Source organism: Bradyrhizobium sp. 22 (assembly GCF_000482425.1).
Classification (GTDB): Bacteria; Pseudomonadota; Alphaproteobacteria; order Rhizobiales; family Xanthobacteraceae; genus Bradyrhizobium; species Bradyrhizobium japonicum_B.
In genome coordinates, this window is record NZ_KI519400.1 from 119765 (window position 1) to 145661 (window position 25897).

Annotated in this window: 27 protein-coding genes, 2 pseudogenes and 1 other annotated feature; of the genes and pseudogenes, 21 read left to right on the forward strand and 8 right to left on the reverse strand. The window is 60.9% G+C overall.

All coding sequences use genetic code 11. The annotated features are described in order from the left end of the window. Positions 1–109: 109 nt before the first annotated feature. The 4 genes from K410_RS0125950 to K410_RS0125965 all read left to right on the forward strand — a co-directional run bounded on the left by K410_RS0125950 (position 110) and on the right by K410_RS0125965 (position 4372). Complete coding sequence (locus K410_RS0125950; protein WP_018317428.1) at positions 110–1003, forward strand: branched-chain amino acid ABC transporter permease; 894 nt, start codon at positions 110–112, stop codon at positions 1001–1003. 3 nt (positions 1004–1006) lie between these two features. Then, the gene (locus K410_RS0125955) at positions 1007–2080 is read left to right on the forward strand and encodes a branched-chain amino acid ABC transporter permease (RefSeq protein ID WP_028137583.1); all 1074 of its coding nucleotides are present in this window, start codon (positions 1007–1009) and stop codon (positions 2078–2080) included. A 43-nt stretch (positions 2081–2123) separates the two neighbouring features. Beyond that, a complete protein-coding gene (locus K410_RS0125960; protein ID WP_028137584.1) occupies positions 2124–3407 on the forward strand; it encodes an ABC transporter substrate-binding protein in 1284 nt (427 codons plus the stop codon). A 125-nt stretch (positions 3408–3532) separates the two neighbouring features. Continuing rightward, on the forward strand, positions 3533–4372 hold the full coding sequence (locus tag K410_RS0125965; protein ID WP_028137585.1) for an ABC transporter ATP-binding protein: 840 nt from the start codon (positions 3533–3535) through the stop codon (positions 4370–4372). 12 nt (positions 4373–4384) lie between these two features. On the opposite strand, the gene K410_RS0125970 is transcribed toward K410_RS0125965, so the two are convergent. Further along, positions 4385–5539, reverse strand: coding sequence for an AGE family epimerase/isomerase (locus tag K410_RS0125970; protein WP_028137586.1), 1155 nt, complete (start codon positions 5537–5539; stop codon positions 4385–4387). A gap of 86 nt (positions 5540–5625) precedes the next feature. On the opposite strand from K410_RS0125970, the gene K410_RS0125975 reads away from it, so the two are divergent. The 5 genes from K410_RS0125975 to K410_RS0125995 all read left to right on the forward strand — a co-directional run bounded on the left by K410_RS0125975 (position 5626) and on the right by K410_RS0125995 (position 10134). After that, positions 5626–6849 carry a phenylacetate--CoA ligase family protein gene (locus K410_RS0125975; RefSeq protein WP_028137587.1) on the forward strand — a complete coding sequence of 408 codons (1224 nt, stop codon included), beginning with the start codon at positions 5626–5628 and terminating at the stop codon, positions 6847–6849. 529 nt (positions 6850–7378) lie between these two features. Continuing rightward, entirely contained in the window at positions 7379–7789 is a 411-nt protein-coding gene (locus K410_RS0125985; RefSeq protein WP_028137589.1) for a hypothetical protein, read from the forward strand. A gap of 86 nt (positions 7790–7875) precedes the next feature. Beyond that, entirely contained in the window at positions 7876–9162 is a 1287-nt protein-coding gene (locus K410_RS0125990) for a site-specific DNA-methyltransferase (protein ID WP_028137590.1), read from the forward strand. A 141-nt stretch (positions 9163–9303) separates the two neighbouring features. Further along, positions 9304–9717: a DUF5681 domain-containing protein gene (locus K410_RS41555; protein WP_433994209.1), complete on the forward strand. Its 414-nt coding sequence runs from the start codon at positions 9304–9306 to the stop codon at positions 9715–9717. Between the two features lie 12 nt (positions 9718–9729). Next, a complete protein-coding gene (locus K410_RS0125995; protein ID WP_155253686.1) occupies positions 9730–10134 on the forward strand; it encodes a hypothetical protein in 405 nt (134 codons plus the stop codon). Here K410_RS0125995 and K410_RS0126000 read toward each other — a convergent pair. After that, positions 10118–10633, reverse strand: coding sequence for a hypothetical protein (locus K410_RS0126000; RefSeq protein ID WP_028137592.1), 516 nt, complete (start codon positions 10631–10633; stop codon positions 10118–10120). The two genes, K410_RS0125995 and K410_RS0126000, sit on opposite strands and share 17 nt — an antisense overlap. A gap of 179 nt (positions 10634–10812) precedes the next feature. On the opposite strand from K410_RS0126000, the gene K410_RS0126005 reads away from it, so the two are divergent. The 5 genes from K410_RS0126005 to K410_RS0126025 all read left to right on the forward strand — a co-directional run bounded on the left by K410_RS0126005 (position 10813) and on the right by K410_RS0126025 (position 14040). Beyond that, the gene (locus K410_RS0126005; RefSeq protein WP_028137593.1) at positions 10813–11058 is read left to right on the forward strand and encodes a helix-turn-helix domain-containing protein; all 246 of its coding nucleotides are present in this window, start codon (positions 10813–10815) and stop codon (positions 11056–11058) included. Between the two features lie 158 nt (positions 11059–11216). Further along, on the forward strand, positions 11217–11444 hold the full coding sequence (locus tag K410_RS0126010) for a hypothetical protein (RefSeq protein WP_049820301.1): 228 nt from the start codon (positions 11217–11219) through the stop codon (positions 11442–11444). Positions 11445–11568: 124 nt separating this feature from the next. Then, positions 11569–13245 carry a recombinase family protein gene (locus K410_RS37225; protein WP_080672305.1) on the forward strand — a complete coding sequence of 559 codons (1677 nt, stop codon included), beginning with the start codon at positions 11569–11571 and terminating at the stop codon, positions 13243–13245. Positions 13246–13295: 50 nt separating this feature from the next. Then, positions 13296–13478 (forward strand): hypothetical protein, encoded by a 183-nt coding sequence (locus tag K410_RS0126020; RefSeq protein WP_028137595.1) that lies wholly within the window; start codon positions 13296–13298, stop codon positions 13476–13478. 355 nt (positions 13479–13833) lie between these two features. Then, the gene (locus K410_RS0126025; RefSeq protein WP_028137596.1) at positions 13834–14040 is read left to right on the forward strand and encodes a hypothetical protein; all 207 of its coding nucleotides are present in this window, start codon (positions 13834–13836) and stop codon (positions 14038–14040) included. A gap of 180 nt (positions 14041–14220) precedes the next feature. Here K410_RS0126025 and K410_RS38670 read toward each other — a convergent pair whose 3' ends face one another. Both K410_RS38670 and K410_RS0126030 read right to left on the reverse strand, forming a co-directional pair. Then, the gene (locus K410_RS38670; RefSeq protein WP_080672243.1) at positions 14221–14433 is read right to left on the reverse strand and encodes a hypothetical protein; all 213 of its coding nucleotides are present in this window, start codon (positions 14431–14433) and stop codon (positions 14221–14223) included. Between the two features lie 860 nt (positions 14434–15293). Next, a complete protein-coding gene (locus K410_RS0126030) occupies positions 15294–15851 on the reverse strand; it encodes a D-glycero-alpha-D-manno-heptose-1,7-bisphosphate 7-phosphatase (protein WP_028137597.1) in 558 nt (185 codons plus the stop codon). Positions 15852–16254: 403 nt separating this feature from the next. Between K410_RS0126030 and K410_RS0126035 the strand changes: the two genes are divergently transcribed. From K410_RS0126035 to K410_RS37230, 3 genes are read left to right on the forward strand one after another with little or no spacing between them, the layout of a single operon-like run. Next, entirely contained in the window at positions 16255–17091 is an 837-nt protein-coding gene (locus K410_RS0126035) for a YqaJ viral recombinase family nuclease (RefSeq protein ID WP_049820435.1), read from the forward strand. Beyond that, the gene (locus tag K410_RS0126040) at positions 17075–18253 is read left to right on the forward strand and encodes an ERF family protein (RefSeq protein WP_028137599.1); all 1179 of its coding nucleotides are present in this window, start codon (positions 17075–17077) and stop codon (positions 18251–18253) included. Before K410_RS0126035 ends, K410_RS0126040 begins: the two co-directional genes overlap by 17 nt. Beyond that, positions 18250–18981, forward strand: a complete 732-nt coding sequence (locus K410_RS37230) for a hypothetical protein (protein ID WP_245269528.1) — start codon at positions 18250–18252, stop codon at positions 18979–18981. The genes K410_RS0126040 and K410_RS37230 overlap by 4 nt, the downstream gene beginning before the upstream one ends. 83 nt (positions 18982–19064) lie before the next feature. Here the strand turns inward: K410_RS37230 and fcl are convergent, their stop codons facing one another. Together fcl and gmd are read right to left on the reverse strand one after the other, a co-directional pair. Further along, complete coding sequence (gene fcl / locus K410_RS0126050) at positions 19065–20009, reverse strand: GDP-L-fucose synthase (RefSeq protein ID WP_028137600.1); 945 nt, start codon at positions 20007–20009, stop codon at positions 19065–19067. Further along, positions 19990–21060: a GDP-mannose 4,6-dehydratase gene (gmd, locus tag K410_RS0126055; protein ID WP_028137601.1), complete on the reverse strand. Its 1071-nt coding sequence runs from the start codon at positions 21058–21060 to the stop codon at positions 19990–19992. The genes fcl and gmd overlap by 20 nt, the downstream gene beginning before the upstream one ends. Positions 21061–21444: 384 nt before the next feature. On the opposite strand from gmd, the pseudogene K410_RS38675 reads away from it, so the two are divergent. From K410_RS38675 to K410_RS0126075, 4 genes and pseudogenes are all read left to right on the forward strand, one after another. After that, positions 21445–21879, forward strand: a pseudogene (locus K410_RS38675) (transposase); the annotation flags it as partial. Next, positions 21765–21878 (forward strand) — a sequence feature (AL1L pseudoknot). Its footprint overlaps the pseudogene before it by 114 nt. Before the next feature lie 815 nt (positions 21880–22694). Next, positions 22695–23036, forward strand: coding sequence for a hypothetical protein (locus K410_RS0126065; protein ID WP_155253687.1), 342 nt, complete (start codon positions 22695–22697; stop codon positions 23034–23036). 8 nt (positions 23037–23044) lie between these two features. Further along, the gene (locus K410_RS40555) at positions 23045–23194 is read left to right on the forward strand and encodes a DUF5989 family protein (RefSeq protein WP_196236064.1); all 150 of its coding nucleotides are present in this window, start codon (positions 23045–23047) and stop codon (positions 23192–23194) included. Continuing rightward, a complete protein-coding gene (locus K410_RS0126075) occupies positions 23194–25035 on the forward strand; it encodes a carbamoyltransferase family protein (RefSeq protein ID WP_049820305.1) in 1842 nt (613 codons plus the stop codon). Before K410_RS40555 ends, K410_RS0126075 begins: the two co-directional genes overlap by 1 nt. A 234-nt stretch (positions 25036–25269) precedes the next feature. On the opposite strand, the gene K410_RS39805 is transcribed toward K410_RS0126075, so the two are convergent. Both K410_RS39805 and K410_RS41055 read right to left on the reverse strand, forming a co-directional pair. Beyond that, positions 25270–25491 (reverse strand): hypothetical protein, encoded by a 222-nt coding sequence (locus K410_RS39805; RefSeq protein ID WP_155253688.1) that lies wholly within the window; start codon positions 25489–25491, stop codon positions 25270–25272. A 96-nt stretch (positions 25492–25587) separates the two neighbouring features. Then, positions 25588–25759 (reverse strand): annotated as a pseudogene (locus tag K410_RS41055) (GDP-mannose 4,6-dehydratase); the annotation flags it as partial. Positions 25760–25897 lie beyond the last annotated feature (138 nt).

Consider the following 25897-nt stretch of genomic DNA (forward strand, 5'->3'; position numbering starts at 1 on the left):
TCGTCATGCGCGGGCTTGACCCGCGCATCCATCCTTTTCCGAACAGTCTTCCTTCCGCATCGATGGATTGCCGGGTCAAGCCCGGCAATGACGAGTTGGGTGATCCGAAATGAACACCGCCTTCCTCATCCAGCTTCTGGTCAACGGCCTCGTGGTCGGCACGCTCTATGGCGTGGTCGCGATGTCGTTCGTGCTGATCTACAAGGCGACGCAGGTCGTCAACTTCGCGCAAGGCGAGCTGCTGCTGGTCGGCGCCTGGGTGTGCTGGGCGCTGCTGGCGAAGTACCAGGTGCCGTTCTGGATCGGCATGCCGATGACGCTGGTGTTCATGTTCGTGTTTGGCATCGCGGTCCAGGTCCTGATCCTGCGGCCGATGATCGGCGAGCCCATCATCTCCGTGATCATGGTGACGATCGGCCTCTCCACGGTGCTGCAGGCCACGCTGAAATGGATGTTCGGCGTCAATCCGCAGCCGTTCCCGCGCGTGTTCGAGAGCCAATCGGTCAGCCTGCTCGGGCTGCAGATCCAGACCGTCTATGTCATGAGCCTCGTGGTCTCCGTCGCCATGATGATCGGCATGGCCTGGTTCTTCCGTGCTTCGAAATATGGCCTGGCGATGCGCGCCACCGCGTTCAACCAGCAGGTCGCGCAATCGCTCGGCATTTCCGTCAAGAGCGTGTTCGCGATGGCCTGGGCGATCTCGGCGACGGTCTCGGCGGTCGCCGGCGTGGTCGTCGCGGTCGTAAACGGCGTGTCGTCGGGTCTTGCCGCCTACGGCATCAAGGTCTTTCCGGCGGCGATCCTCGGCGGGCTCGATTCCGTCGGCGGCGCCGTGCTCGGCGGCATCATCATCGGCCTGCTCGAGAACGTCGCGCAATATGTCGACAGCGAGTATCTGCACTGGGGCAATCTCTACGAGATCGCGCCGTTCTACGTCCTCATCATCGTGCTGATGATCAAGCCTTACGGATTGTTCGGCACCCACGACATCGAACGGATCTGACCCATGGCCGGCCCTGCCCTCATTCCTGCTGGTGATTTCCGCACCTCCTATGCGGCCGACACCACGATCTTCCCGACCGCCACCAGCCGCAACTTCGCCATCGCAGGCGTCGCGCTGCTGTGCTTCGCACCGCAATTCTTCAGCGGATACTGGCTCAGCATCCTGATCCAGATCGGCATCTTCTCGATCGCCGCGCTCGGCCTCAACATCCTGGTCGGCTTCACCGGCCAGATCTCGATCGGGCACGCCGCCTTCTTCCTGCTCGGCGCCTTCACCTCGGCCTACATCTCCAACAACGCGCCGATCCCGGTGTTCTTCGCCATCCCGCTTGCGGGAATCGTCACCGCGCTGGTCGGCCTGATCTTCGGCATCCCGGCGGCCCGGCTGAAGGGCCTCTATCTCGTCATCGCGACGCTGGCTGCGCAGTACATCCTGCTCGACTTCTTCTCCCGCGCCGAATGGTTCTCCGGCGGCTCGGTGCCGGCAAGTGCCGCGCCTTTCTCGATCTTCGGCTATACGCTGCGCGGCGACCGACAATATTTCTACGTCGTGCTGGCCTATGTGCTCGTGAGCTACATCCTCGTCACCAATCTGATGCGTACGCGGGACGGCCGCGCGCTGGTGGCGATCCGCGATCATTATCTCTCCGCCGAGATCATGGGCATCAACCTGACGAAATACCGCACGCTGTCGTTCGGGCTCGCCGCCTTCTTCGCCGGCATCGCCGGCGCGCTCTACGCGCATTACCAGCTCGTGGTGTCGCAGGAAGGTTTCGGCATCGAGCGTTCGATCCTGTTCCTCGCCATGATCATCATCGGCGGCACCGGCTCGGTCATGGGCACGCTGATGGGTACCGCCTTCGTGGTGCTGCTGCCGGAATCGATGGAATGGCTGAGCCATCATCTGAAGGGCGGCGCGATCGACCAGGCGCTGTCACTCAACACCAACATCACCTTCCTGCGCGAGATCGCGATCGGGGTGATCATCATCGCGTTCCTGATGTTCGAGCCCGATGGGCTTGCGCATCGCTGGCGGCAGATCAAGGCGTACTGGAAACTCTACCCGTTCTCGCATTGAGCGCGGGCAACTTCACTTAAACAATAAAGAGGAGGAACTGACCATGACCATGAAGTCCCTTTTGAGCACCGCATCGCTCGCGATCGCGATCGCCGCGTTTTCGACCGGCGCGCAGGCGCAGATCGCGATCGGACACCTCGCCGACTATTCCGGCGGCACCTCCGACGTCGGCACGCCCTTTGGCCAGGCCGTCGCCGACACTTTCGGCTGGGTCAACAAGAACGGCGGCGTCGGCGGCAAGCAGCTCAACCTCGACACCAACGACTATGGCTATCAGGTGCCGCGCGCCATCGCGCTCTACAAGAAGTGGTCGGCACCGGACACCAAGGTCGCCGCGATCATGGGCTGGGGCACCGCCGACACCGAAGCGCTGACCGGCTTCCTCGCCCAGGACAAGATCCCCGACATGTCCGGCTCCTATGCCGCCGCACTCACCGATCCCGGAGGCATCAGCGGCAAGGCCAAGCCCGCACCTTACAACTTCTTCTATGGCCCGAGCTATTCGGACGCGCTGCGCGCGATGCTGATGTGGGCTGCCGAGGATTGGAAGGCCAAGGGCAAATCCGGCAAGCCGAAATTCGTGCACATGGGTGCCAATCATCCCTATCCGAACGCGCCGAAGGCCGCCGGGGAAGCGATGGCGCAGGAGCTCGGCTTCGAGGTGCTGCCGCCGCTGGTGTTCGCCCTCGCACCGGGCGACTACAGCGCGCAGTGCCTGAGCCTGAAATCCTCGGGCGCCAACTACGCCTATCTCGGCAATACCGCCGCCTCGAACATCTCGGTGATGAAGGCCTGCAAGACTGCCGGCGTCGAAATCCAGTTCCTCGGCAACGTCTGGGGCATGGACGAGAACGCTGCGAAGACCGCGGGCGATGCCGCCAACGGCGTGATCTTCCCCTTGCGCACGGCGGTGAGCTGGGGCGGCGATGCGCCCGGCATGAAGACGGTGATGGAAATCTCCAAGATGTCCGACCCGACCGGCAAGGTCTATCGCCCGGTGCATTACGTCGCGGCCGTCTGCTCCGCGATGTACATGAAGGAAGCGATCGATTGGGCCGCCAAGAACGGCGGCGCCACCGGCGAGAACGTCGCCAAGGGCTTCTACCAGAAGAAGGATTGGGTGCCGGCCGGAATGGAAGGTGTCTGCAATCCCTCGACCTGGACCGACAAGGACCATCGCGGCACGCTGAAGGTCGATCTCTATCGCACCAAGATCTCGGGCACGACCGACGGCGACCTCAACGATCTCATGGCCAAGGGCACGATCAAGCTCGAGAAGGTCAAGACCGTCGAGCTGCCGCGCAAGCCGGAATTGCTGGGCTGGTGATTGAAATCTCCGACGTCATGGCCGGGCTTGTCCCGGCCATCCACGTCTGAACGCGCGGCACGAAGAACGTGGATGCCCGGGACAAGCCCGGGCATGACGACAGTCACGGATTGGCGGCAGACCCAATGACCGAGATCAGCGAAGCAACCCGTCCCTCCCCCAGCATCGTGGGCGCGCCTCCACTCCTCGCCGTGCGCAACATCGAGGTCGTCTATGACGACGTCATCCTGGTGCTGCGCGGTCTCAGCCTCGACGTGCCCAAGGGCGCGATCGTGGCGCTGCTGGGCGCCAACGGCGCCGGCAAGTCGACAACGCTGAAGGCGATCTCGGGGCTGCTCAAGACCGAGGACGGCGAAGTCACTCGCGGCGAGATCCTGTTCGAGGGCGAGCGCATCAACGGCATCGATCCCGACAAGATCGTCCGCCGCGGCATCTTCCAGGTGATGGAGGGCCGGCGCATCGTCGCCGACATGACGTCGCTGGAAAACCTCAAGCTCGGCGCCTTCACCCGCAGGGACCGCGAGGTCGATTCCGACCTCGACATGGTCTTCAATTATTTCCCGCGCCTGAAGGAGCGCACCGGCCTCGCCGGCTATCTCTCCGGCGGCGAGCAGCAGATGCTCGCGATCGGCCGTGCGCTGATGGCACGCCCGAAGATGATCCTGATGGACGAGCCCTCGATGGGCCTGTCGCCGCTGCTGGTGAAGGAGGTGTTCTCGATCATCCAGAAGATCAACCGCGACCTCGGCGTCACCATCCTCCTGGTGGAGCAGAACGCACGCGCCGCACTATCGGTGGCGAGCCACGGCTATATCATGGAGCAGGGCAAGGTCGTGCTCGACGGCAGTGCCGACGAATTGCGCGACAACGAGGACGTCAAGGAATTCTATCTCGGCGGCGCCGGCGACCAGCGCAAGAGCTTCAAGAACCTCAAGAGCTTCAAGCGGCGCAAGCGCTGGCTGTGATCCACAAGAAGCCTAGCCCAGCACCTGCTCCGCTTCCGTGACCGCGCAGAGAACATGATAGAACGACGACGCAGGAATGGTGTCGATCAGCGATTTGCCGTCGCGATCGAACTGGTCATACCAGCCACCCTTTACGGGATGGCTGAGATAATGCCGTTCGAGCCGCACCAGCGCCGCGCGCGCTTCGTCGGCCGCGCCGGCCTCGCCCGACTCGGCTTGCGCGATCCACGCCTTCGCGATCTCGGTCTGCGGCCACAGCCGGCGGGTGCTGCGGCGGATGTTGCCGACGTCGTCGCCTTCGTCGATCAGGCAGCCCGTGGTCTCGTCGCGATAGCGCAGCGCGGTCGCCAGGAGTTCGGCGCGCCGCTGCCCGGTCGGGCAGCCCGTGATGCGCTCGAACCCCTTCAGCAGCCAGACCCATTCCGCCTGATGGCCCGGCTCGACGCTGACCGGCTGGATCTTCGACCAGTCCTCCTCGAAATACTCCGTCAGGATGCGCTTTTGCTTGTCGTAGAGATTGGCCAGGAACAGCGCGAAGAATTCGCCGGCGCGGTTCTGGAACGACAGATCGTGGGTCGCGTCGAAACAGGCGATCATCGCCTCGAACAGATGCATGTGCGGGTTCTGCCGGCGCGGCAGCGAGACCGGAAGGCCTTCGTGCACGCCCCCATGCGGCGAACGGAGATGGCCGTCCAGGAAAGCGAGCAGCGCATCGATCTCGGCGCGAACCTGCGCGTCCTGGTCAAGCGCGTAGACGGTCGCGAGGGCAAACAGGATGAAGGCGTGGTCGTAGGCATCGCGCCGGCCGTCCAGCACCGTCCCGTCCGGCGTCAGCCGGTGCACAAAGCCGGGCCGGCCGTCGGGCGCCTTGGCTTTGGCCAGCAGATGTTCCAGTCCCTTCAGCGCGACCGCGCGCCCCTCAGGATACCAGCCCATCTGCGCCGCCTTGGCGTAACAATAGATTTGCCGGGCCTGAACGAACACGCGCCGCGGCGCAGCCGCATCCGCAGTGCCGTCCCGGTGCAGCCGGTCGATGAAACCGCCGGTAGCCTGATCCCAGCCGACGGTCGACCACAGCGGCAGCGCCTCGGCGACCATGCGGAGCTTCAGGCGCGCCACGACATCCGCAGCCTCATTCGCCGCCGCAACGCTTCCCATGTCCGCCATCGGGTCCTCTCCAGGCCTCGCCAATGGCGGTCTGATACCCATGCCGGTGGCGGCGCGCAACGGATGCCAACACGGAAAGAACAGCCATGACCGCCCATTACGACGCCCGCGAGACGCGCGAGCCGGCAGCCCGCGAGGCCGATCTGTTCTCCCGCCTGCCAGAGGTCTTGCGCACCGCGATGGCCGCACCGGCCTACGCCGAGCGGCTGAGGGGCCTTGATCCCGCCGCCGTGGCCTCCAGGGCCGCGCTGGCGGACCTGCCGGTGCTGCGCAAGTCGGAACTGCCTGCTTTGCACAAGGCTTCTGCGCCCTTCGGAGGCTTCGTCGCGGCGCCCCCCGGCTCATTCGCCCGCCTCTTCACCTCTCCCGGGCCGATCTTCGAGCCGGAGGGACGGCAGGCCGATCCCTGGCGCGGCGCAAGGGCCCTGTTCGCGGCCGGATTCCGGCCCGATGACATCGTCCTCAACACCTTCAGCTACCATCTCACCCCCGGCGGCTTCATCTTCGATGCGTCGGCGCGTGCGCTCGGCTGCGCCGTGATTCCCGCAGGGCCCGGCAATACCGAGCAGCAATTCGAGCTGATCGAGGCCTACCGCCCGGTCGGCTACAGCGGCACGCCGGACTTCCTCAAGATATTGCTCGATGCGGCGGCGAGCTCGGGCCGCGACGTCTCCTCGATCAAGCGCGCACTGGTTTCCGGGGCCGCGTTCCCGCCCTCGCTCCAGGCCGAGATCAAGGCGCGCGGCATCGACGCCTACCAAGCCTTTGGCACCGCCGATCTCGGCCTCATTGCGTTCGAGACCGGGGCGCGCGAGGGCATGATCGTGAACGAGGACCTGATCCTGGAGATCGTCAAGCCCGGCACCGGCGATCCCGTGGCGCCCGGCGACGTCGGCGAGATCGTGGTGACGTCGCTCGACCCGCATCATCCCTGGATCCGCCTTGCGCTCGGCGACCTCACCGCCGCTCTCCCAGGTCCGAGCAAATGCGGGCGCACCAATATGCGCATCAAGGGCTGGATGGGCCGCGCCGATCAGACCACGAAGGTCAAGGGCATGTTCGTGCGTCCTGAGCAGATCGCCGAGATCGGCAAGCGTCATTCCTCGCTCGGAAGACTGCGCCTCGTGGTGACACGACAGGACGAGACCGACGCGATGACATTGAGAGCGGAAACGGCGACCGCGAGCGAGGCGCTACGCGAGGAGATCGCCGGAACTTTGCGCGCCGTGACGAAGCTCGGCGGCGCCGTCGAACTGGTCAGCCCCGGCGCACTGCCGAACGACGGCAAGGTGATCGCGGACGAACGCTAAAGATGCCCTTGTTCTGGTAACAGCGAATATTTCGCAGATCTGCGCCCTGTTCAGACGCGCACCCGCGCAAAATCCGCGGAATATCCGAGGCTTACGCGCCTCTGGCGAGCAGCGGGCGGAAAATAACAGGGAATTCCAACCGCTATCAGGGAATTCCCAGGCCAAGAACAGGGAATCTGCAGAGCCGAAGCAGGGAAGCTAATCGGTCGGCGCGAATAGCTGCGTGCAAGACGTCTGGTTTGAGCCCTGGCGCGCCTGCCGCTCCAGCAACGCGCGGCCACAGGCATCAGTCCATCGATCTTCTTCCGTCGCATTGGAGGCCAGCTTGTTTGTCACGAGCTTGTGATCGAATCCGAAAATCCAATAGGAGGCCTCTACATTCGTCAATTGGACTCACCCGCTACCCCCATAGCCCTCCGAATCCGCAATATCGAATTTTGAGCGTTTACCAACGCGGTGCGCCGCGTTCCGCTGCAGCTCCATTCTCGGCTAGCGTCTCCGCACCAACGACCTCAAGGAGACACACAGGATGAGCATACCATTCGATCAGCAGCAGCTTCGCGACGATCCGCCTTGGTTCGTCCGGCACGAGCTTCCCACCACCAAGCGCCGGGGTCGCCCCCGCAACCATCCGGCCTTGGAGGACTTTACGCTGGATCAGATCGACCGGATCTATCCGTGGCTGTGCAGGCGGCTCAAGGCACGTCACGTGGCGAAGCCGCGCACCGCCGATCATAAGGTTATCAGCGAGCAGGCTTACGAGCTGTTGACCGATTGGGCGATAAAGCGCTTTCCGAACATTCATTGGACGACCCTCCGTAACAAGCACACCTTGTGGAAGCTTCGTAGTGTTTCCGAAGAAGACCGCCGAGATTCGGAGGACTTTGACGCAGAGATCGAGCGCCAGTTTCCGCATCATCCCGCAATCCGCAATCCCTGATTTTCCGTGAGCGCATTCCATAGCTCGATCTGCAAAAAACTCTCCCGGGGTGAACCGCCCCAAGCGAACTCAATAGGAGAGAACCTATGCAGATCGAGCGGCTGCCAATTGACACGTTGACGCCCTACTCAGGAAATGCTCGCACCCATTCGCCAAAGCAGATCAAGCAGATCGCACAGAGCATCGAACGGTTCGGATTTAACAACCCCATTTTGATCGATGATGAAGGCCAGGTGATTGCTGGGCATGGACGTCTGGCGGCTGCACGCCTGCTCAATCGCGAGACTGTGCCTTGCGTTCGCCTTTCGCACCTGAGCGAAACCGACAAGCGGGCCTATGTTCTTGCTGACAATCGTCTTGCTGAAAAGGCCGGCTGGGATAATGCAATCCTTGCGATCGAGCTGAAGCAGCTCGCAGACGTCGGGTTCGACGTCGATTTGACGGGCTTTGAAGCCGCCGAGGTCGACTGCATCATCGAAGACTTCGAGGAGGACAGCGAGCAGCCCGAAAACCGGATTCCGGAGCGCGGTGAAGGTCCACCCGTGAGCCGCCTCGGAGATACCTGGCGCCTCGGTAAGCACGTCCTCTTCTGTGGTGATGCGACGGATCCCGCAACGTACTGCAATCTCATGGATCGCGAGCGGGCCGACTTCATTTTCACGGACCCACCGTACAATGTTCGGATTGGTGGCAACGTATCCGGACTGGGCGCCATCAAGCATCGCGAATTTGCCATGGCGTCGGGAGAGATGAGCGAGGAGGAATTCACCACGTTCCTCTCAAAGATTTTCCGGCTGCTTTGTTACTACTCCAAGGACGGCTCCATCCACCACGTCTGCATGGATTGGCGGCATATGCGGGAAATGCTGCACGCCGGGGATCGGTATTATGCCGAGCTCAAGAACCTCTGCATCTGGAACAAGACCAATGCCGGGATGGGATCGTTCTACCGCTCCAAGCACGAGCTGGTGTTCGTCTGGAAGAACGGATCTGCCGCGCATACCAACACGTTCGAACTTGGTCAGCACGGGCGCTATCGAACCAATGTCTGGGACTATGAGGGCGCAACCAGTATGAGGGCGGGTCGGATGGAGGAGCTGAAGCTGCACCCGACGGTGAAGCCGGTGACCATGGTGGCCGATGCCATCAAGGACTGCTCTAAGCGCGGCCAGATCGTGCTTGATCCGTTCTGCGGTAGCGGAACGATTCTGATTGCAGCGGAGAAGACGGGTCGCTGCGCCCGCGCAATCGAGCTCGACCCCGCTTATGTCGATGTCGCCGTGCGGCGCTGGGAGCAGTACACCGGACAGAAGGCTTGGCTTTATCCCATGCAGGAGACCTTTGAGGAGCTTGTGGAGACAAGGGCGGCTTGACCGCTCATTGTTTCAAACCCCCGAGGAGTTTCTCGATCTGCCTCGCCGCTGCTATCAGAATTCGCTTCCGAATTGTCGTGAGCGCTCTGTCTGGCTGGTCGTGCTATTTGCCGTTCAGACTTCAAATCTGGGCAAAAGCTTATGGACGACCACCCAACTTCAATCACATCCACAGAGGCCGATAGCGCTCAATCAGGCTACGAGATTGGGTACAAATGTCCGCCCAGACATACGCAATTTCCCAAGGGAAGATCCGGAAATCCCAAGGGGCGCCCAAAGCGTCCCGAAGGGATTAGCCTGAAGGGCCTGCTCGATGGTGTTCAACGCACCCAGAATGGGAGCGCGTTCTCTCGACGAGAATTGATGGTCCGCCGCATCCTGAACGATGCGATGGCAGGAAATCCTCGCGAGTTTAGACGATTCCTGGACTTGATGGAGCGCGCTGGCCTCTTCCGGCGAGAGGCTGCGCAGAGCAGAGGTCCGATCATTGTGAAGACCAGACCGTCTGCAGTGTCGGATACCCCTGAATTGTCAGCACCAAACAAGAATAGCTAGCGGAGCATCTGAATGGACCTGAAGAATCGGCGATCATCACATACTGAAATGAGCACAGTGAGACCAAGTCGCCCCCGCCACACAGAGCGCGGGGCCACGCAAAACAGCGTGATTGCCATCTTTAAGCGGCTTGCAATGGAGCTCGTAACGATCCCCGATATTAAGGGCCGCGGACAAAAGATGACCCGAGCGGAGGCTATTCTCCTGAAGAACTACACTGCCGCGCTTCAAGGCGACAAGAGCGCGGGGAACAACATCTGGCGGCTTCTGGAGCGAAGCGGAGAGCTCGTCGATCAGAATGACCCCGCGATAGCTGGTAAGCCAATCGTTGTTCCGGAGAAGATCTGGAATACCGACGAGCTCCTGGAGGAATACGGTGTCAGTATTGTCCAGAGTAAGTCTACCCGAACAATCTGACGAGAAGCTCATCCATCCCGCTCAAGACGGCAAAGCTCGCCTTGCCGAGGTCGCGGTGCATAGGACGTTCCAGCTTCTGCCCATTGCTATCGCCGCGCGAATGCCGGCTGACCTTGGCGCCGAGATCAGGCAGTCGGGCTCCCGGCTCGCCACCGAACCAGAAGTACCGTTCGAACGCCAGGGTACGCTGATTGACTTCGAGCCAGATGACACAGGCGCTTGGCTTCTCCATCAGCCGGGTGCTGACGGTCACCTGGCGGACGCTCGACCCCGAAAAGGTCGACTTCAGCTGGACGTGCCGGACGATGCCGTTGGCCTCCAACACGATGTCATAGCCGCCCCGATCGACCTCACTCGTGAGCACCTCGATATCGTGGCGGCCCTGCTCCCAGCGTTCCGCCATCAGCTGTCCGAGAAAAAGATGCAAGAGCGCCTGCTCCCGAATGTGCGAGGCCCTGGAGTGAGCGGTAAGCGGGTTCTGGTGAAGTTCAGCTAACATTGGTGAGGCTCCTTTGGGTTGGTATGCCGCGCCAGTTGCGCTCCACAACCGGTACAAGTCCAGCGCAACCCGGGCTCTCGCACGCAGCTTCGCACTCCAAAGTTAATACAATCCTTTTTTGGGATAATCCCGATCTGGGATCAAATTGGCTGCCGCCGAATCACGAAGGCCCGGCGGCTATGGAAAAGTCCCTCAAATCCGCCGAATATGCCCGTTTCATCGCAATTCTTGTCGCAGCGCGACATAAAGCGGGCATCCGTCAGCAAGCCTTGGCCAAGAAGCTCCGCAAACCGCAGTCCTTCGTCGCGAAATATGAGGGCGGCGAACGCCGTCTGGACGTCATCGAGTTCATTGTCATAGCCGAAGCGTTGGGCGCCGATCCGCTCAAGCTGCTGCGCCGGTTCCTACAAAGCAGGACACGCTAGGCGGCCTTGCAACCCCTCTCTGGCGCGAGCATCTCAACCACCTGGCGCGGATCAGTTTGTGCTCCAACGCCCTCATGAGCCAAGAAATTGCTCGAAATCTGCTGGACTTCCCGGCAGATCCGAGCGTGCATGGCTCACCAAGCAATCGGTGAGCAGATATGGATACGAAGTCGATCGCACCGCTAATCAAATCCTGTTTCGGACAGATAGAAACGAAGCTGGAGGACGCTCGGCAAATCGCCAAGGCCGCGGAGGCATGTGCGGAGGCCGGTCGCGTCAATGAGGCCGTGCAGGTCTCCATGGGCATTGAGCAGCTCGTCTATGATGTGGACCGGCTTCACGATGCTGCTGTACTGCTCGGCCAAATGATTGCGGGGGACCGGTAGCGCCGAGCCATCCCCTTCGCGAGCGCAACAACGGTTTCAACACCAATCAGGAATGGTCCATCTTGAAGAGTCGAGTTCGAAGGAGTTTCATTCCTCCGTAGGCCGGCGTCGGGATGAGGTGAAAATGAGTAATGCGCTCGTCGTTCACAAAGCTCATCTGCCAAAACCGCTCCTTAGCGTACGGGCAGCGCAATATGTCCGCATGTCAACCGATCGGCAGCAGTACTCAATTGAGAATCAGGCTGCCGTCATCGCCACCTACGCCCATGCCCATCATCTTACGCTGGTGCGAACCTACAAGGACGAGGGCGAGAGCGGGTTGCTCCTCAAGAACAGGTCCGGGCTCCTCCAATTGCTTGAGGATGTCGAGAGCAATCTGGCCGACTTTGGTCATCTGCTGGTCTACGACGTAAGCCGATGGGGCCGCTTCCAAGACGTTGACGAAAGCGCGCATTATGAATTCGTTTGTCGGCGCGCTGGAATCAAAGTCGTCTACTGCGCCGAGCAATTCGAGAACGATGGGAGCATGCTCGCGAGCATCGTCAAGAACATCAAGCGCGTGATGGCCGCCGAGTACAGCCGCGAGCTGTCAGCGAAGGTCTATGCCGGTCAATGCCGCTTTGCGCGACTGGGCTACAAGCCTTGCGGACATGCCGGCTACGCGCTCGTCCGGGAGCTCGTCGACGAAAAGATGCAAACCAGACGAGTGATGAAGAAGGGCGACCGAAAATACCTCCTGACTGACCACATTCGCATTAGGCCGGGCGATCCCATGGAAATCGCCGTCGTGAAGTGGATCTTCGAACGGTTCTTGGAGGTTAGGTCAGAGACGGTCATCGCTTGGGAGCTCAACCGGAAGGGGCTTGTATCGAGTACTGGCGCGCCATGGACCCGCGCTGCGGTCGGCACCGTTCTCAGAAATGAGAGCTATATCGGAAATCTCATTTTCAACAGAAGGTCCCAAAAGCTCCGACAGAAGGCAGTGAAGAACCCGCCCGAACAGTGGATTAGAAGCGAGGGTTGCATCGAGCCCATCGTCGCTCGCGAGGTCTTCTTCAGCGTTAGAAAGATAATCGAGGAGCGACGAGTTGATCTGACCGAGGAGGAAATGCTCGTTCGGTTGCGCAAAGCTCTTCTCAGAGAAGGCCGCCTGACACCGACAATTATCGATCGAACGCCAGGGCTGCCCTGCTCTGCCACCTGCCAAACTCACTTCGGCAATTTTCGAAATCTCTATCGGTTGCTCGGCTATACCCCGAAGCGGAACTATGAATTCTTGGACTCTCGTTCTGTTTGGTCTCAGTTAAGGGCAAAGCTGGTCGAGCAAGCCGCGAGCGCCATTAAGGCGGCGGGCGGACGCACAAGTTCGGGCGGCTGGAGCGATTCTCTGCGCGTGAATGGAAGGGCCTGCCTTTCGGTCAGGGCGGCCCGTTGGACACCCGGCCAAAAGCCAACCCATGCACCCTACTGGAGCATCGAGCGCGAGGCGTGTCTTCCAGACGGCTGGATTGCCGCCATCCGCCTAGCCGAACACAACAAGACGGTCCTCGATTACGTCCTGTTGCCGACCGACGGCAAAGTGAAGCGCACCATCCGCTTCTCTGAATCGGCGCGGGCGCGACGAGGGATTCTGCGCTTTAAGACGGTCAATGGTCTCGTTCAAGCGATCGTCCGCCAATTTGTGAAGGCGCGCTCCACCTCGCGAACGCGGGCGGATCCGCAGAGCCAGCCGCCGAGGGCAAGGCGGCGCAAAGCCAAACTTTCCCCTGACCGCGCTGCCCGACGACCTACAATCGACTAGCTTGTGCAGCCCGTCGCGTTGAGCTTTGATACCGGCTTTGGGATCGTATGATGAGCGTCACGGCAATTGTCGCAAAAATCCTCAGAGAGGAATTGGCGGCGATCGGTATCCGATCACTGACCATCCCCGAGTCAGAGAAGATCGCAGCTCACATTTTCGAGCGGATCACTTATCTTGAATTGGGGCTTGCTGCGCGTGACTTCGGTGCTGCAGGCGGGAATGGAAACCAGTAGCCCTCCAGCATTCTGACGGGTACCGCTTCGACCCGGCAAGCTGCAAGCCAAGGCTGCCTTCTCCAACGACCATGTCTCGGGGCAGATTTCGAAGAACCAGGCGAAAAAGTGGGCAAGTTCCAGCCGTTCACGTTGGCCGTTCGCTGTGTTAAGCGTCTCTGGCGATCACAAGCCGGTCGCAATCTCAGTTCACTTCCCGCCGGCTCCCAGGCCGGCGGTTTTCTTTTGTATCCTTGGATCCACGGACGCTGCCAGCTTCTGTGCGATCTTAACGAAACTTTTAAGATCTATTGTGCGGCGGCATCCCTTATGGCTAAAAGGACAACCGGTCTCAGGACAGTTGCGTTTAAGAGTCATGACTACGTACAAGCAGTACCACATCCAGCGAGTTGAGCACGGCCACAAGCGCTGGACGGCCCGCATCACGCGGGCGGATGGCCAGAACATTCGCACCATCCTACCGGCTTCCGAGCATCCATACCTTGATACGAAGCCGGCCGCCTCCGCCGAGGAAGCCGAGGAGCTCGCAAAGGAAGGCATCGACTTCGGCGGGATGGTTTAGCTCAGCCTCGCGCGCAGAAGCTTACATCCCAGCGCTTTGCGGACGAGAACTCGTCATAGCGCTCGGAACATTGCTCATGCCTGAGTGCACCGCCGTCCGTGAATCTCCGTAGCGGGGGGAGTATGGCCGAAACCATGCGGGTCGATGTCGTCGATTGCCGCTCAGTCTGAAATCTGCAGCTCACAACGCGACACCCCGCCTCCCCAGCCACGCCAATGCCGCTGAACAAATGGCTGAAAGCAAAGCGGTCCAGAACCAGGACCGTCCGCGGGCGGCGCTAATCGAACGCAGATACAAGAATGCACCGAGAAGCTTTCCATAGTTCTTGCGAAATTCCCCGTTGAGCTTAGCTACTTCCGGCAGATCAGATAACGCCTTGCATTCGTCGGCCATCGGCTGGGCTCCCCATTACTGGACCAGCCCCCCATAAACCAGTGTTTTGCCCGACAATGCAAGTTCCATTTCGGTTTTTTCGATACGCTTGTCGGCGGTAACGCCTCGTTACCGTCGCGCACTAGCCGATAATGGCAGATCTAAAGCGCCTACTTACCTATCTCAGACTTGAATCGGGCCAGTGAGGAACCTCATCGGCCGGCCGAGATCGGCGCAAATACGGCCGCAGCATCGCGTAGAGGACAAAAAGTCCAATGGTGATGGCCAACGCGAGCAGTGGGAAAATGTAATTCATGCAGCCTCCAGGCTTCGAACCAGATAATAGCAGTTCTGCAAATACCGTCCAATCGGGAAGATGTTCCCCACCTACTAACCGGCCCCACTCAGCTTCTGCTTCGACGCTCCTATCTTGCTTATGGTCCTGATCCCTGGTCTCGCTTTACGCGTTTGAGGCCTCGCCGCTGCCGCGACAGGGCAGCTTTCTCATATCGTTCCAAGCGCGACAGAAATTTCATTTGCTTTGGTTCAGCCCTCTCAATCACGGCCAAGATCAGACCTAGCCTGATAGCTCGCAACCGATCCTGCCGATTCCTGGCTTGAGCCAGATCTTGAAGCGCGATCTCCGCTCCCGCACTCTTGAATTCCTCCGCAAAAACCGCATCGAACCTGGCGAGACCAGAACCATCGGTATCGTCCCAGCGAGACAAGCCATGCCGATAGGCATTGCGGCTCGAGATGACCTTTCCAGTGCTCGTTCGCGGGCCGGTACTCTTCGTCGCGTTTGCGCGATTGGCTTCGATTTGTCGCTTTGACGCCAACGTCCCTCCTTGATTTCCCGAGCCAGCAATCGACCACAGATCCTACGTTACCCCGCCTCCGCGTGACGCCCGTGATCGATGAGGACCGCCAGCGGACCCGTCCGCCAGCAGCGGAGCTAGGAAAGTGTGGAGGTTAGACCCATCAAACAGATGGGCTGCGATGCCGGCCGCCTGCGCTGCAGCAAGGTCGCTCTGCTTGTCCCCGATCATGAAGCTAGCATCGATATCCACTGCATAACGCTCAAGCAGGGCTCTAATCATGCCCGGTTGCGGCTTGCGACAGTTGCAGAGCACACGGTAGCGCTCAATCAAGCCGTCGGGATGGTGGGGGCAGAACTCAAACGCATCGATATGCGCACCCACAACAGAAAGTTCACGCGACATCCATTCGTGCAAATTGCGAACATGCCGCTCCTCATAATACCCCCTCGCGATTCCTGACTGGTTCGTCACGACAAACGCAAAATATCCGGCGTCATTGACTGCTTTTACTGCTTGTTGGGCTCCTTGGACCCACCGAATCTTGTCCGGATCAAAAGCGTAACCGTCGTCCTCATTGAGGACGCCATCACGATCAAAAAACACTGCCGGACGCTTCAAGCTCATCAGCTCGCGCTTGAGGGGATATTGCCGATCTTCCGACAATCGCCGCTTCATTTCAACACATCCGGCGCGGTTGAACAGGCTTCTAGGGCGGCCCGCGCGGCCCTCGGGGCATAGATTGGCTTCGTTTTGTCGTTTTGATGCTGGTCAGCCTCATCGTCGTCCCTGCCCTCCAAAGGTGAGAACAAGAGCAATTCCAGCCGCTAGAACGAGCAACAAGATTGCTGCAGAAAGGACTGGCGTTCCCCCGCGATTGGAGCGTTACTGAGTCGGCCGGGCGCCAAAACCGATTATAGCGCCGGTATCTCGCCTCGCGGACGCGGGGCTTCGGGCAGTGCGGCGAAGATCGCCGCTGTTCTTGAAGGAGATACCAGTGCGTAGCGTACCGAGTGACGACCAAATCGAGCCACAGCATCAAATCATCAGGTTCAATCCGAACGACCGCCGCCATTTCATCGGCGGCTCGGACGCCCGCATCATAATGGGGGATGATCAAGAGAGCCTGATCCGACTTTGGCGCGAAAAGCGCGGCGAAGCAGCGCCGCAGGACCTCTCGGAAAACCTCATTGTCCAGCTCGGCACCGTGACCGAGGACTTGAACCGCGCCTGGTATCAACGCGCAAGCGGGCACACGGTCAAGGACATCCAGAAGCGCGTCCGCCATCCCGTCCACAAATGGATGGCGGCAACGCTGGACGGGACCGTCGAGCAGACCGGCGCCGTCTTCGAAGCCAAGTTCATGCTGCCTTGGGCCTTCACCGAGGAAGCCGCAGCCGACAAGCATATGGCTCAGCTGCAGCATAACATGTGGGTCACCGCATCCCGCAGCGCCGTTCTCTCCATCATCACGGGCGGCGGCAAATGGGTCGAGATCAAGCTTCACGCCGACCCGCTGTACCAACACCTCCTCCTCACGGCCGAGAAGAAGTTTTGGCGCTGCGTCCAGAGCGGCGAACGCCCTACCCTGTTCAACATCGAAACGCCCCGCCCAAGACTGGAAGCCGTCAAGGTCGTCGACATGTCCACGTCCAACCAATGGGCAGAGCTGGCGGCCACCTACCTCCGAACCCGAGAGGCGCATGGTGAGCATGAAACCGCCAAGGCCGATCTGAAGAAACTCATGCCGGAGGACGCCAAGGAGGCAACTGGTCATGGCGTCAAGGCCAAGCGCTCCAAGTCCGGCGCGATAAGCTTCGAAGCCCAGACGGCAGAGGGATCCCATGCATCAGTCCAGTGAGCGCATCGGGACCATCGCCGCCGCCCTTGCCCGGGCCCAGGCTGAACTGACCAACCCCGAAAAGACCCTGACTGCCGTGATCCGGTCGCCCTTCCCCCGGGAGGATGATCGCACCTTCCGCTACGCGTCCCTGGCCTCCGGCCTGGACATCGTCCGCAAGACGTTAAGCCAGCAAGAGATCGCCACCATCCAGACCACCCGGATCGACCAGGGCACAGGTCAGATCCACCTCACCACCCTGCTCGCCCACGCCTCCGGGGAATGGATCTCCTCGGACCTACCGGTCTGCGCCTCCAAGGAGGTCGAGGCGCCACACCGGATGGGCTCCGCGCTGACCTATGCGCGCCGCTATGCCCTGTTTGCCTTGGTTGGAATCGCCGGAGAGGACGATCTGGACGCGCCTGACGTCGTCACGGAGCCTCCCGCTGCCCCGGAGCCGCAGGCCGCTTCAGGACCGAATAGGAGGCCGCCTGGCCGCGTCCCGAACCGGCCCGCGGTATTGCCGCCCGAACGCTCCGCCGCGCTCCTGGACCGGCTCCTGGGCGATCTGGCCAACCAAGAGGGCAGCGACGGACTGCTCGCCTGGGCCAGGATCAGCCTCCCTCTCAAGAACACTCTCCTGGAGGCGGACGCTCGTGTGCTCGAGGCCGCCTACCAAAACAGGTTCCAGGAAGCCGCGCTCCCAGAGATTGATCCAACAGAGCAGCGGCCCATATCGGCGGCCGGACAGCCCGGACGTGGGCAAGCCTCGGAGCTTTCCAGCGACGTTCGCGCACGTGCCAGCGCCTCTCCCGGAGAGCAGGCCGGTCTTGCCTTCCCGAAGGAGCCGCCCCGAAGACGCAGCAAGGATCACCTCGCTTTCATTCGCAGCCAATGCTGTTTGGTTTGTCAGAAGACACCTGCTGATGCGCATCACCTGAAGTTTGCCCAGCCACGCTCCTTAGGTCGCAAGGTCAGCGACGAGTTCACGGTGCCACTCTGCCGATCCCACCACCAATCTCTGCACCAACACGGAGACGAAAGAGCCTGGTGGAACAACCTGCAGATTTCGCCGCTGCCGATCGCGAAGGAGCTTTGGGATGCGAGCCCCGTCCATCTGACCAACGGAGCCAACATCGATGCGCCGACCCCACGTCCGCAATCGGAGGCACAAGGTCAATGAATGGTCCTGTCGATCTGCGCAAATCGCAACCGGCGAGCGTCTTGCCGCCCCAGTTCGAGGCGCTGTGTTTCCCGCCCCTACTTCTTCCTGGCGAGAACATCGACCACTATCAGGCCCTTCAGGCCCTGATCTTCCGCGACCTCGATCCGCACTCTGCCATTGAATGGCTGCTTGCGATCGACATCGCAGAGCTCTCCTGGGAGATGCAGCGCTATCGGGTCCTGCGGCATAGACTCCTGAGCACCTATCGCCAGAAGGCCGTCGAGATGACCCTTCGACGCGTCGATCTGGCGGGCATTGCACCGGACTTCCAGGATGTAGCCGAGATCTACATCATTGGTAATGCCCTGGATTGGCAATTGGATGCCTCTGCGGCGCTCGACATCGAAGCCCGCCTCCGATCGTACGGTTTCGATCAACACGCCGTGAGTATGGAGGTTTACGTCCAGGCGCGGGAGATTCTCTCGCTATTTGAATCACTTCTGAACGGAGCGCAGGTTCGGCGGCTGCTGCTGATCAAGGAATTCAATGCTCTGCGGCAATCGGCCAGACGGCCCTCAAACCGCCGCGCGCATAGAACCGCCTTGCTGCGGGGCGGCGAACGTCAACAAAGCTTGACCGATGACACCAATGAAGTGATCGAAGCAGACCAGCGCGAGCGCCGTCCCTGCTTTCGCAGACGATGCAAACACCGTCCAAGTATTAAGAGTATCGAAGGATCTGATTAGATTGTCTTCGAAGTGCCTCACCTTCAAAAGCGATGACGGCTCCCGTGGACAGCTCACGATAAATTAAGCGGGAGTAACCCGCTCTATCCCCCGAGCGACAGGTATGCTGCGTACGCCTGCTTCAGACCGTCCGTGAGGGGGGTCTTCGCGCGCCAGCCGAGCCCTTCAAGGCGGCTGACATCGAGTAGCTTGCGCGGCGTGCCGTCTGGCCTCGTGGTGTCAAAAGCGATCTCACCGTTGTAATCGACGATGTCTGCGACGAGTCGGGCGAACTCAGCAACGGCGATGTCCTTTCCGGTACCGATATTGACCAACCCGTCGCCGGAGTAGGTCTTCATGAGGTACACGCAGGCATCCGCCATGTCGTCGACATAGAGGAACTCGCGCCGTGGCGTGCCGGTGCCCCAAACCTCGACGGTCTTTGCGTCCGACAGCTTGGCTTCATGGAAGCGGCGGATGAGCGCGGCAACGACGTGGCTCAATTCAGGATGATAATTGTCGCCAGGCCCGTAGAGGTTGGTCGGCATCACGCTGATGAAGTCGCTGCCATACTGGCTGCGATAGGCCTCCGCCATCTTGATGCCAGCGAGCTTGGCGATGGCATAGGGCTCGTTGGTCGGCTCCAGCGGGCCCGTCAGCACCGAGTCTTCCCGTAGCGGCTGCGGCGCCAGCTTCGGATAGATGCAGGACGAGCCGAGGAACATCAGCTTCTCGGCATGGTTCACATGCGCAGCATGGATCACATTGGTGGCGATCGCGATATTGTCGTAGATGAACTCGGCGCGCAGCGAGTTGTTGGCGACGATGCCGCCGACCTTGGCGGCGGCGAGGAAGATCACCTGGGGCCGCACCTTCGCGAACCAGTCGAACACTTGCGCCTGGTTGCAGAGATCGAGCTCGCGACGCTCGACGGTGACGAGATTCACATCCTCCCGCGCCAGCCGGCGCACGATCGCACTGCCGACCATGCCGCGATGGCCGGCGACATAGACGCTTTTGCCCTTCAGCTCAAACGGTACGCTTGCCATGAGCTGCTTCCCGTTTGGCCTCGGCCAGATCGCCCTTCATCATCTCGTCGACGAGCTGCGCAAAAGTCCGCCTCGGCTTCCAGCCGAGCACCTTCTGCGCCTTGCTGGCATCGCCGACGAGCAGATCGACCTCGGTCGGGCGGAAATAGGTCGGATCGATCTTCACCACCGTCTTGCCGCTGATGGCATCGACGCCGGTCTCGTCGACGCCCGTCCCGCGCCATTCGATGCGGCGGCCGACATGGGCGAAGGACAGCTCCACCATCTCGCGCACCGAGCGCGTCTCGCCGGTGGCGAGTACAAAATCGTCGGGCTTGTCGGCCTGCAGGATCATGTGCATGCCCTCGACGTAATCCCTGGCATGACCCCAGTCGCGCTTGGCCTCGAGATTGCCAAGATAGAGCATCTGCTCCAGCCCAACCTCGATCCGGGAGACGCCGCGGGTGATCTTGCGGGTGACGAAGGTCTCGCCGCGGATAGGGCTCTCGTGGTTGAACAGGATTCCGTTGGAAGCGAACATGCCGTAGGCTTCGCGGTAGTTCACCGTGATCCAGTAGCCGTAGAGCTTTGCGACGCCATATGGCGAGCGCGGATAGAACGGCGTGGTCTCCTGCTGCGGGATCTCCTGCACGAGGCCGTAGAGCTCGGAAGTCGAGGCCTGGTAGAACCGCGTCTCTTTCTCCATGCCGAGGATGCGGATCGCCTCCAACAGGCGCAGCACGCCGAGGGCATCGGCATTAGCAGTGTATTCCGGGCTCTCGAAGCTGACGGCGACGTGGCTTTGGGCAGCGAGATTGTAGATCTCGGTCGGCCTTATCTGCTGCACCAAGCGAATAAGGTTGGTCGAATCCGTCATGTCACCGTAGTGCATCAGGAAAGGGACGGATCCGACATGCGGGTCTTTGTAGAGATGGTCCACGCGCGCGGTGTTGAAGGACGACGAGCGCCGCTTGATGCCGTGCACGGTATAGCCTAACGACAGCAGATACTCGGCGAGATAGGCCCCGTCCTGACCCGTCACGCCGGTGATTAAAGCGACCCGTTTGGTCATGGCCTACCTTGTTCCCGCGCATCTGAGATAAAACAGGCGCGACGAGGCGCCAGCCGAAGCATGTTCACACGTCTTCTTGGACAGATCACCATTCGCACGTCAACCCCCCAGCCCGGGCGTCTGTCAAACGTCTGCAAGCTGATGGAAACAGTGAGATGGCCAACCGACGGGACAGTGGCCAGGTGGTCACAAATATCACTCCGCCTTTCCCACTGGGCCTCCACACGAACTCAGTACCTCAATGTGACATGGAGGCACAGTTCGTCGCACGCACCAAGGGGGTTGCGCGAACCGCCGCGTCGGACCTGCTTCGATATATACTGGATTGATGGCATGAACCGCCCCGGGTTTGCCGGAGGCTTCAACTCCTGAGAGGATGGAGCCATAACAAGCAAGACAAACAACTTTTCACCGGAGGTCCAGGCCCGTGCGGTTCGGATGGTTCTGGATCATGCCCTCGAACACCCGTCGCGGTGGGCGGCGGTGACCTCGATTGCGGCCAAGATCGGCTGCACGCCGCAGACGCTGCATGACTGGGTCAGGAAGGCGGAAGTCGACAGCGGGCAGCGGGCCGGCATTCCTACCGAGATGGCCGAGAAGCTGAAGGCGCTGGAACGGGAGAACCGCGAGCTTGGCAGGCCAACGAGACCCTGCGCAAGGCAAGCGCCTATTTTTGCCATGCCCCTTTCGGCGAATGAAGACATCGCCTGTCGGGCGAGGGGAGCTCGACCGCCGGTCCAAGCCATGATCGCCTTCATCGACGATCATCGTAGGGCGCCTGGGGTCGAGCCGATCTGCAAGGTCTTGCGGATGCACCCTCGCAGCCCTCCTGCACGGCATAAAAGTTGCTCTATCGACCTTCTGGCGATTATTTCAGCCCCGCTCGCAATCGCCCGGTTCGCTACGGCCTAGGACCGCGAACGAGCCAATTCTTGCTCAGCCTCGATTCAGCATGTACGCTGCAGCGCAGATCGAGCGCAGCCCCCGTTTTCGGGCGGGCCGCGTGGGAACCGATCCGCCTTATCGAGAGTTGACAACTGTCGGTCCAAAAAGAGAGGTGCCATCTTGAACATCGAAGCATTCAAGGGCCCAATCTTCTGGCTTATTATAACGATTGCATTGTTTGTATACGTGATGGCCTTTCTGCCCTGGTAACCAGTGTTTGGCCGGCAGGGCGTCGATCCACTTCGCTGACCATAAGCTTTCATTCTTGGATCCACTCATTCGATACCGCGCAAATATGGCAGTTCAGCTTTCAAACGAGCAAAAGCCGTCATCTGGAGCGGGATAGGGGTTGAGAAGCCCGTGAGCTAGCCGAACTCGACGCCTCTTTCGGGGCGGCTGGTCATAGCGCGGACGGGCGTGACTGCAGCCCGCGCGATCTCAGGACGGTCTCTCGTGCGCCGCGTCCTTTCGGGCCTGCAATTGGGCGGCCTGCCGCTCAGGTCTGGAAAATTGCCCGCCGGTTCGGTTGCAAGTGCCGGCTCCCCCCGCTAAAACGGTCACCGGACGTTCATCAAACGTTGTCTAGGTCACGGGAAACGATGCCGGGGGGAGCGCTACACGAAGACCTGAGGCGCGAGGACGACACGTCCGGCCCCAGCAATCGGAAGTTCGGCCTAACGATCGGCGCGGTGTTGGCTGTCATCGCCATCGTCAAGGCTTTTCATGTTTCCCCTTGGGCCTATCTCTGGGGTGGGTTGGCCGCGACGTTCGGCCTTCTGGCACTGTTGCGGCCAGCATGGTTGTCGCTTCCGAACAGCCTCTGGCTGAAACTGGGACTGCTGCTGCACCGACTCGTCAGCCCGGTCATCATGGCGATCCTGTTCTATGGGACGATCCTGCCGATCGGCCTGCTCATGAGGGCCCTTGGCAAAGACCCGTTGCGCCTCAGACTCGAAAAGGATGTAAAATCCTACTGGCTGCCGCTGACCGACGATCGACAGCCGAATGCATCAATGCGTCAGCAATTTTGATCGAGCCCATGTCCTTCCTTCGTGAATTCATTGCCTTCCTCCTGGTGCGCAAGAAATACTGGCTCGCGCCGATCTTCATCGTCATGCTTCTTCTGGGCGGGTTGCTGGTGCTGACCAAGGGTTCGGCTGTCGCGCCGTTCATTTACACGCTGTTCTGATGGCGAGCCGCATTCTCGGAATTTCGGCCTTCTATCACGACAGTGCGGCGGCGCTGGTGATCGACGGCGGAATCGTCGCCGCGGCCCAGGAGGAGCGGTTCACACGCAAGAAGCACGACGCCTCATTTCCGCTTTCTGCGGTCCGATATTGCCTGGACGAAGCCGGTATCGCGGCGCGCGACATCGACCGCGTCGTGTTCTACGAGAAGCCCTTCATCAAGTTCGAGCGCTTGCTGGAGACCTATCTCGCCTTCGCGCCGCAAGGCTATCAATCCTTCCGCCTCGCCGTACCGCTTTGGCTCAAGGAAAAGCTGTTCCAGAAGCGGCTGCTACGTCAGAACCTGGAAGAGATCGACCCGGAGGTGAACTGGGAGGAAAAGCTTCTCTTCACCGATCATCATCAGAGCCATGCGGCGTCGGCGTTCTTTGCCTCGCCTTTCGAAGAGGCCGCGGTCCTCACGCTCGACGGCGTCGGCGAATGGACCACGACCTCTTACGGCGTCGGCCGCGGCAACACGCTGGATATTCTGCGCGAGATCCATTTCCCGCATTCGATCGGTCTATTGTATTCCGCCTTCACCTACTACACCGGCTTCAAGGTCAACTCCGGCGAATACAAGGTGATGGGCCTCGCGCCTTATGGCGAGCCGAGATATGCCGGCAAGATCTTCGACCATCTCGTCGACCTCAAGGAGGACGGCTCCTATCGCATGGACTTGCGGTACTTCAACTACTGCACGGGCCTGACGATGACGACGGATCGCTTCCACGATTTGTTCGGCGGGCCGCCGCGCAAACCCGACGGGCTTCTGGATCAGCGGCACATGGATCTCGCCGCGTCGATTCAGAAGGCGACCGAAGAGATCGTGCTGCGCCTGACGCGCAGCATCGCCAGCGAAACCGGCGCGCAGAATCTCTGCCTCGCCGGCGGCGTCGCGCTCAATTGCGTGGCCAACGGTAAGATCCTGCGGGACGGCAAATTCAAGAACATCTGGATTCAGCCCGCGGCCGGCGACGCTGGTGGCGCGGTGGGAGCGGCGCTCGCTGCCTATCATCAATTCGAGGGCGCGCAGCGGAATTCACCTTGCGGCGCCGATCGCATGCGCGGCTCCTATCTCGGGCCGTCCTACGCGCAGTCCGATATCGAAAGCCGGCTTGCGGGCAGCGGCGGGCGCTTCTCAGTCGTCGGTGACGACGAGCTGATTGCGCGGACGGTCGACGCGCTGGCCGATGAGAAGGCGGTCGGCTGGTTCCAGGGACGCATGGAATTCGGACCGCGCTCGCTCGGCGCGCGCTCGATCCTGGGTGATCCGCGGTCGGCGACGATGCAGCGATCGCTCAACCTGCGCGTCAAGTATCGCGAGAGCTTTCGACCCTTCGCGCCGGCGGTCTTGCGCGAGGACGTCGCCGACTGGTTCGAGCTGGACGGGGACAGTCCCTATATGTTGTTGGTCGCGGACGTCGTCGAGAGCCGGCGTCGGCAGATGACGGCCGAAGAGAAGGCGCTGTTCGGGATCGACAAGCTGAACGTGCCGCGATCGGACATTCCGGCAGTGACGCATATCGACTACTCGGCGCGGGTCCAGACGGTTCATCGGGACACCAATCCGCGCTTTCACGACCTGCTCAGCGCGTTCAAGCAGCGCACGGGCTGCCCGGTTCTGGTCAATACCAGCTTCAACGTCCGCGGCGAGCCGATCGTCTGCACGCCCGAGGACGCGTTCCGCTGCTTCATGGGCAGCGACATCGAGGTCCTCGTCGTCGGCAACTGCATCCTGCGCAAGGAGGATCAGGACGCCTCCTTGAAGCTCGACTACAAGAACGTGTTCGAGCTCGACTAGGACCCTTCGCAGCCCTTGGCGTCGTCCTTCGCCCACCTGTCAAAATCACCCTCTCGTGCCGCCTACAAAGAAAACTCCCAGCCGGATACTCGCGAGTCTGTCTTGGGCTTGGAACTTCTCAATCATTTAACTAGCGCCGCAATTCCGAAGCAAATTGGATCCTCTTACCCGCTGTTTCTTCCGTCTAACGAGCCCCTCGAACATTGCGGCGTTGCGATAGGCGATCTCAGTGGTCTAAATTTCGGCGATCGCGACATTATCATAGATAAACTGATTGCAAAGGTCGACCTCCTCGAGGCCGATGATGAGCAACCCACTTCTTCCAACGCCAGGCGCCGCACCAGGGCGCTGCCGACCATGCCTCGATGGCTCGAGTTGCTGAGCATGCGAAGACGCCGCTGCCACAAGGGTCAGCGCGACGGCTGCGCCGGCAAGGCGCGCGGAAAATCGAAACATCGGGACTCCGGCGACGAAAACGGACTTGCCCTTCAGCTCAAACGGTGCTTGCCACTTGCTATCTCTCGCCTCGCCTCGGCGAGATCGCTCCCCATCGTCTGTCGGGCGGAATTGGCGCGGATCGATCCGGACCACAGTCTTACTGCTCCTACCGTCAACGCCGATTTCATCGACGCCCTGAGCCCGGTCCGGGCAGAGGAGAGTTCGACCATTTCGCGCACGGAGCGGGTCTCGCCAGTAGCAAGCACACAAAATCGTCCGGCCTATCTCGGTCGACCTGATTTGCTGCACCAGGCGGGATCAGATTGGTCGAATCGGTCATGTCGCCGTAGTGCGCCAGCCCCGCGGGTCACTTCAAATTCCTCCGGGTGCGGTCAGTCAAACTCCTCCACCCCCAAGGCAGGAC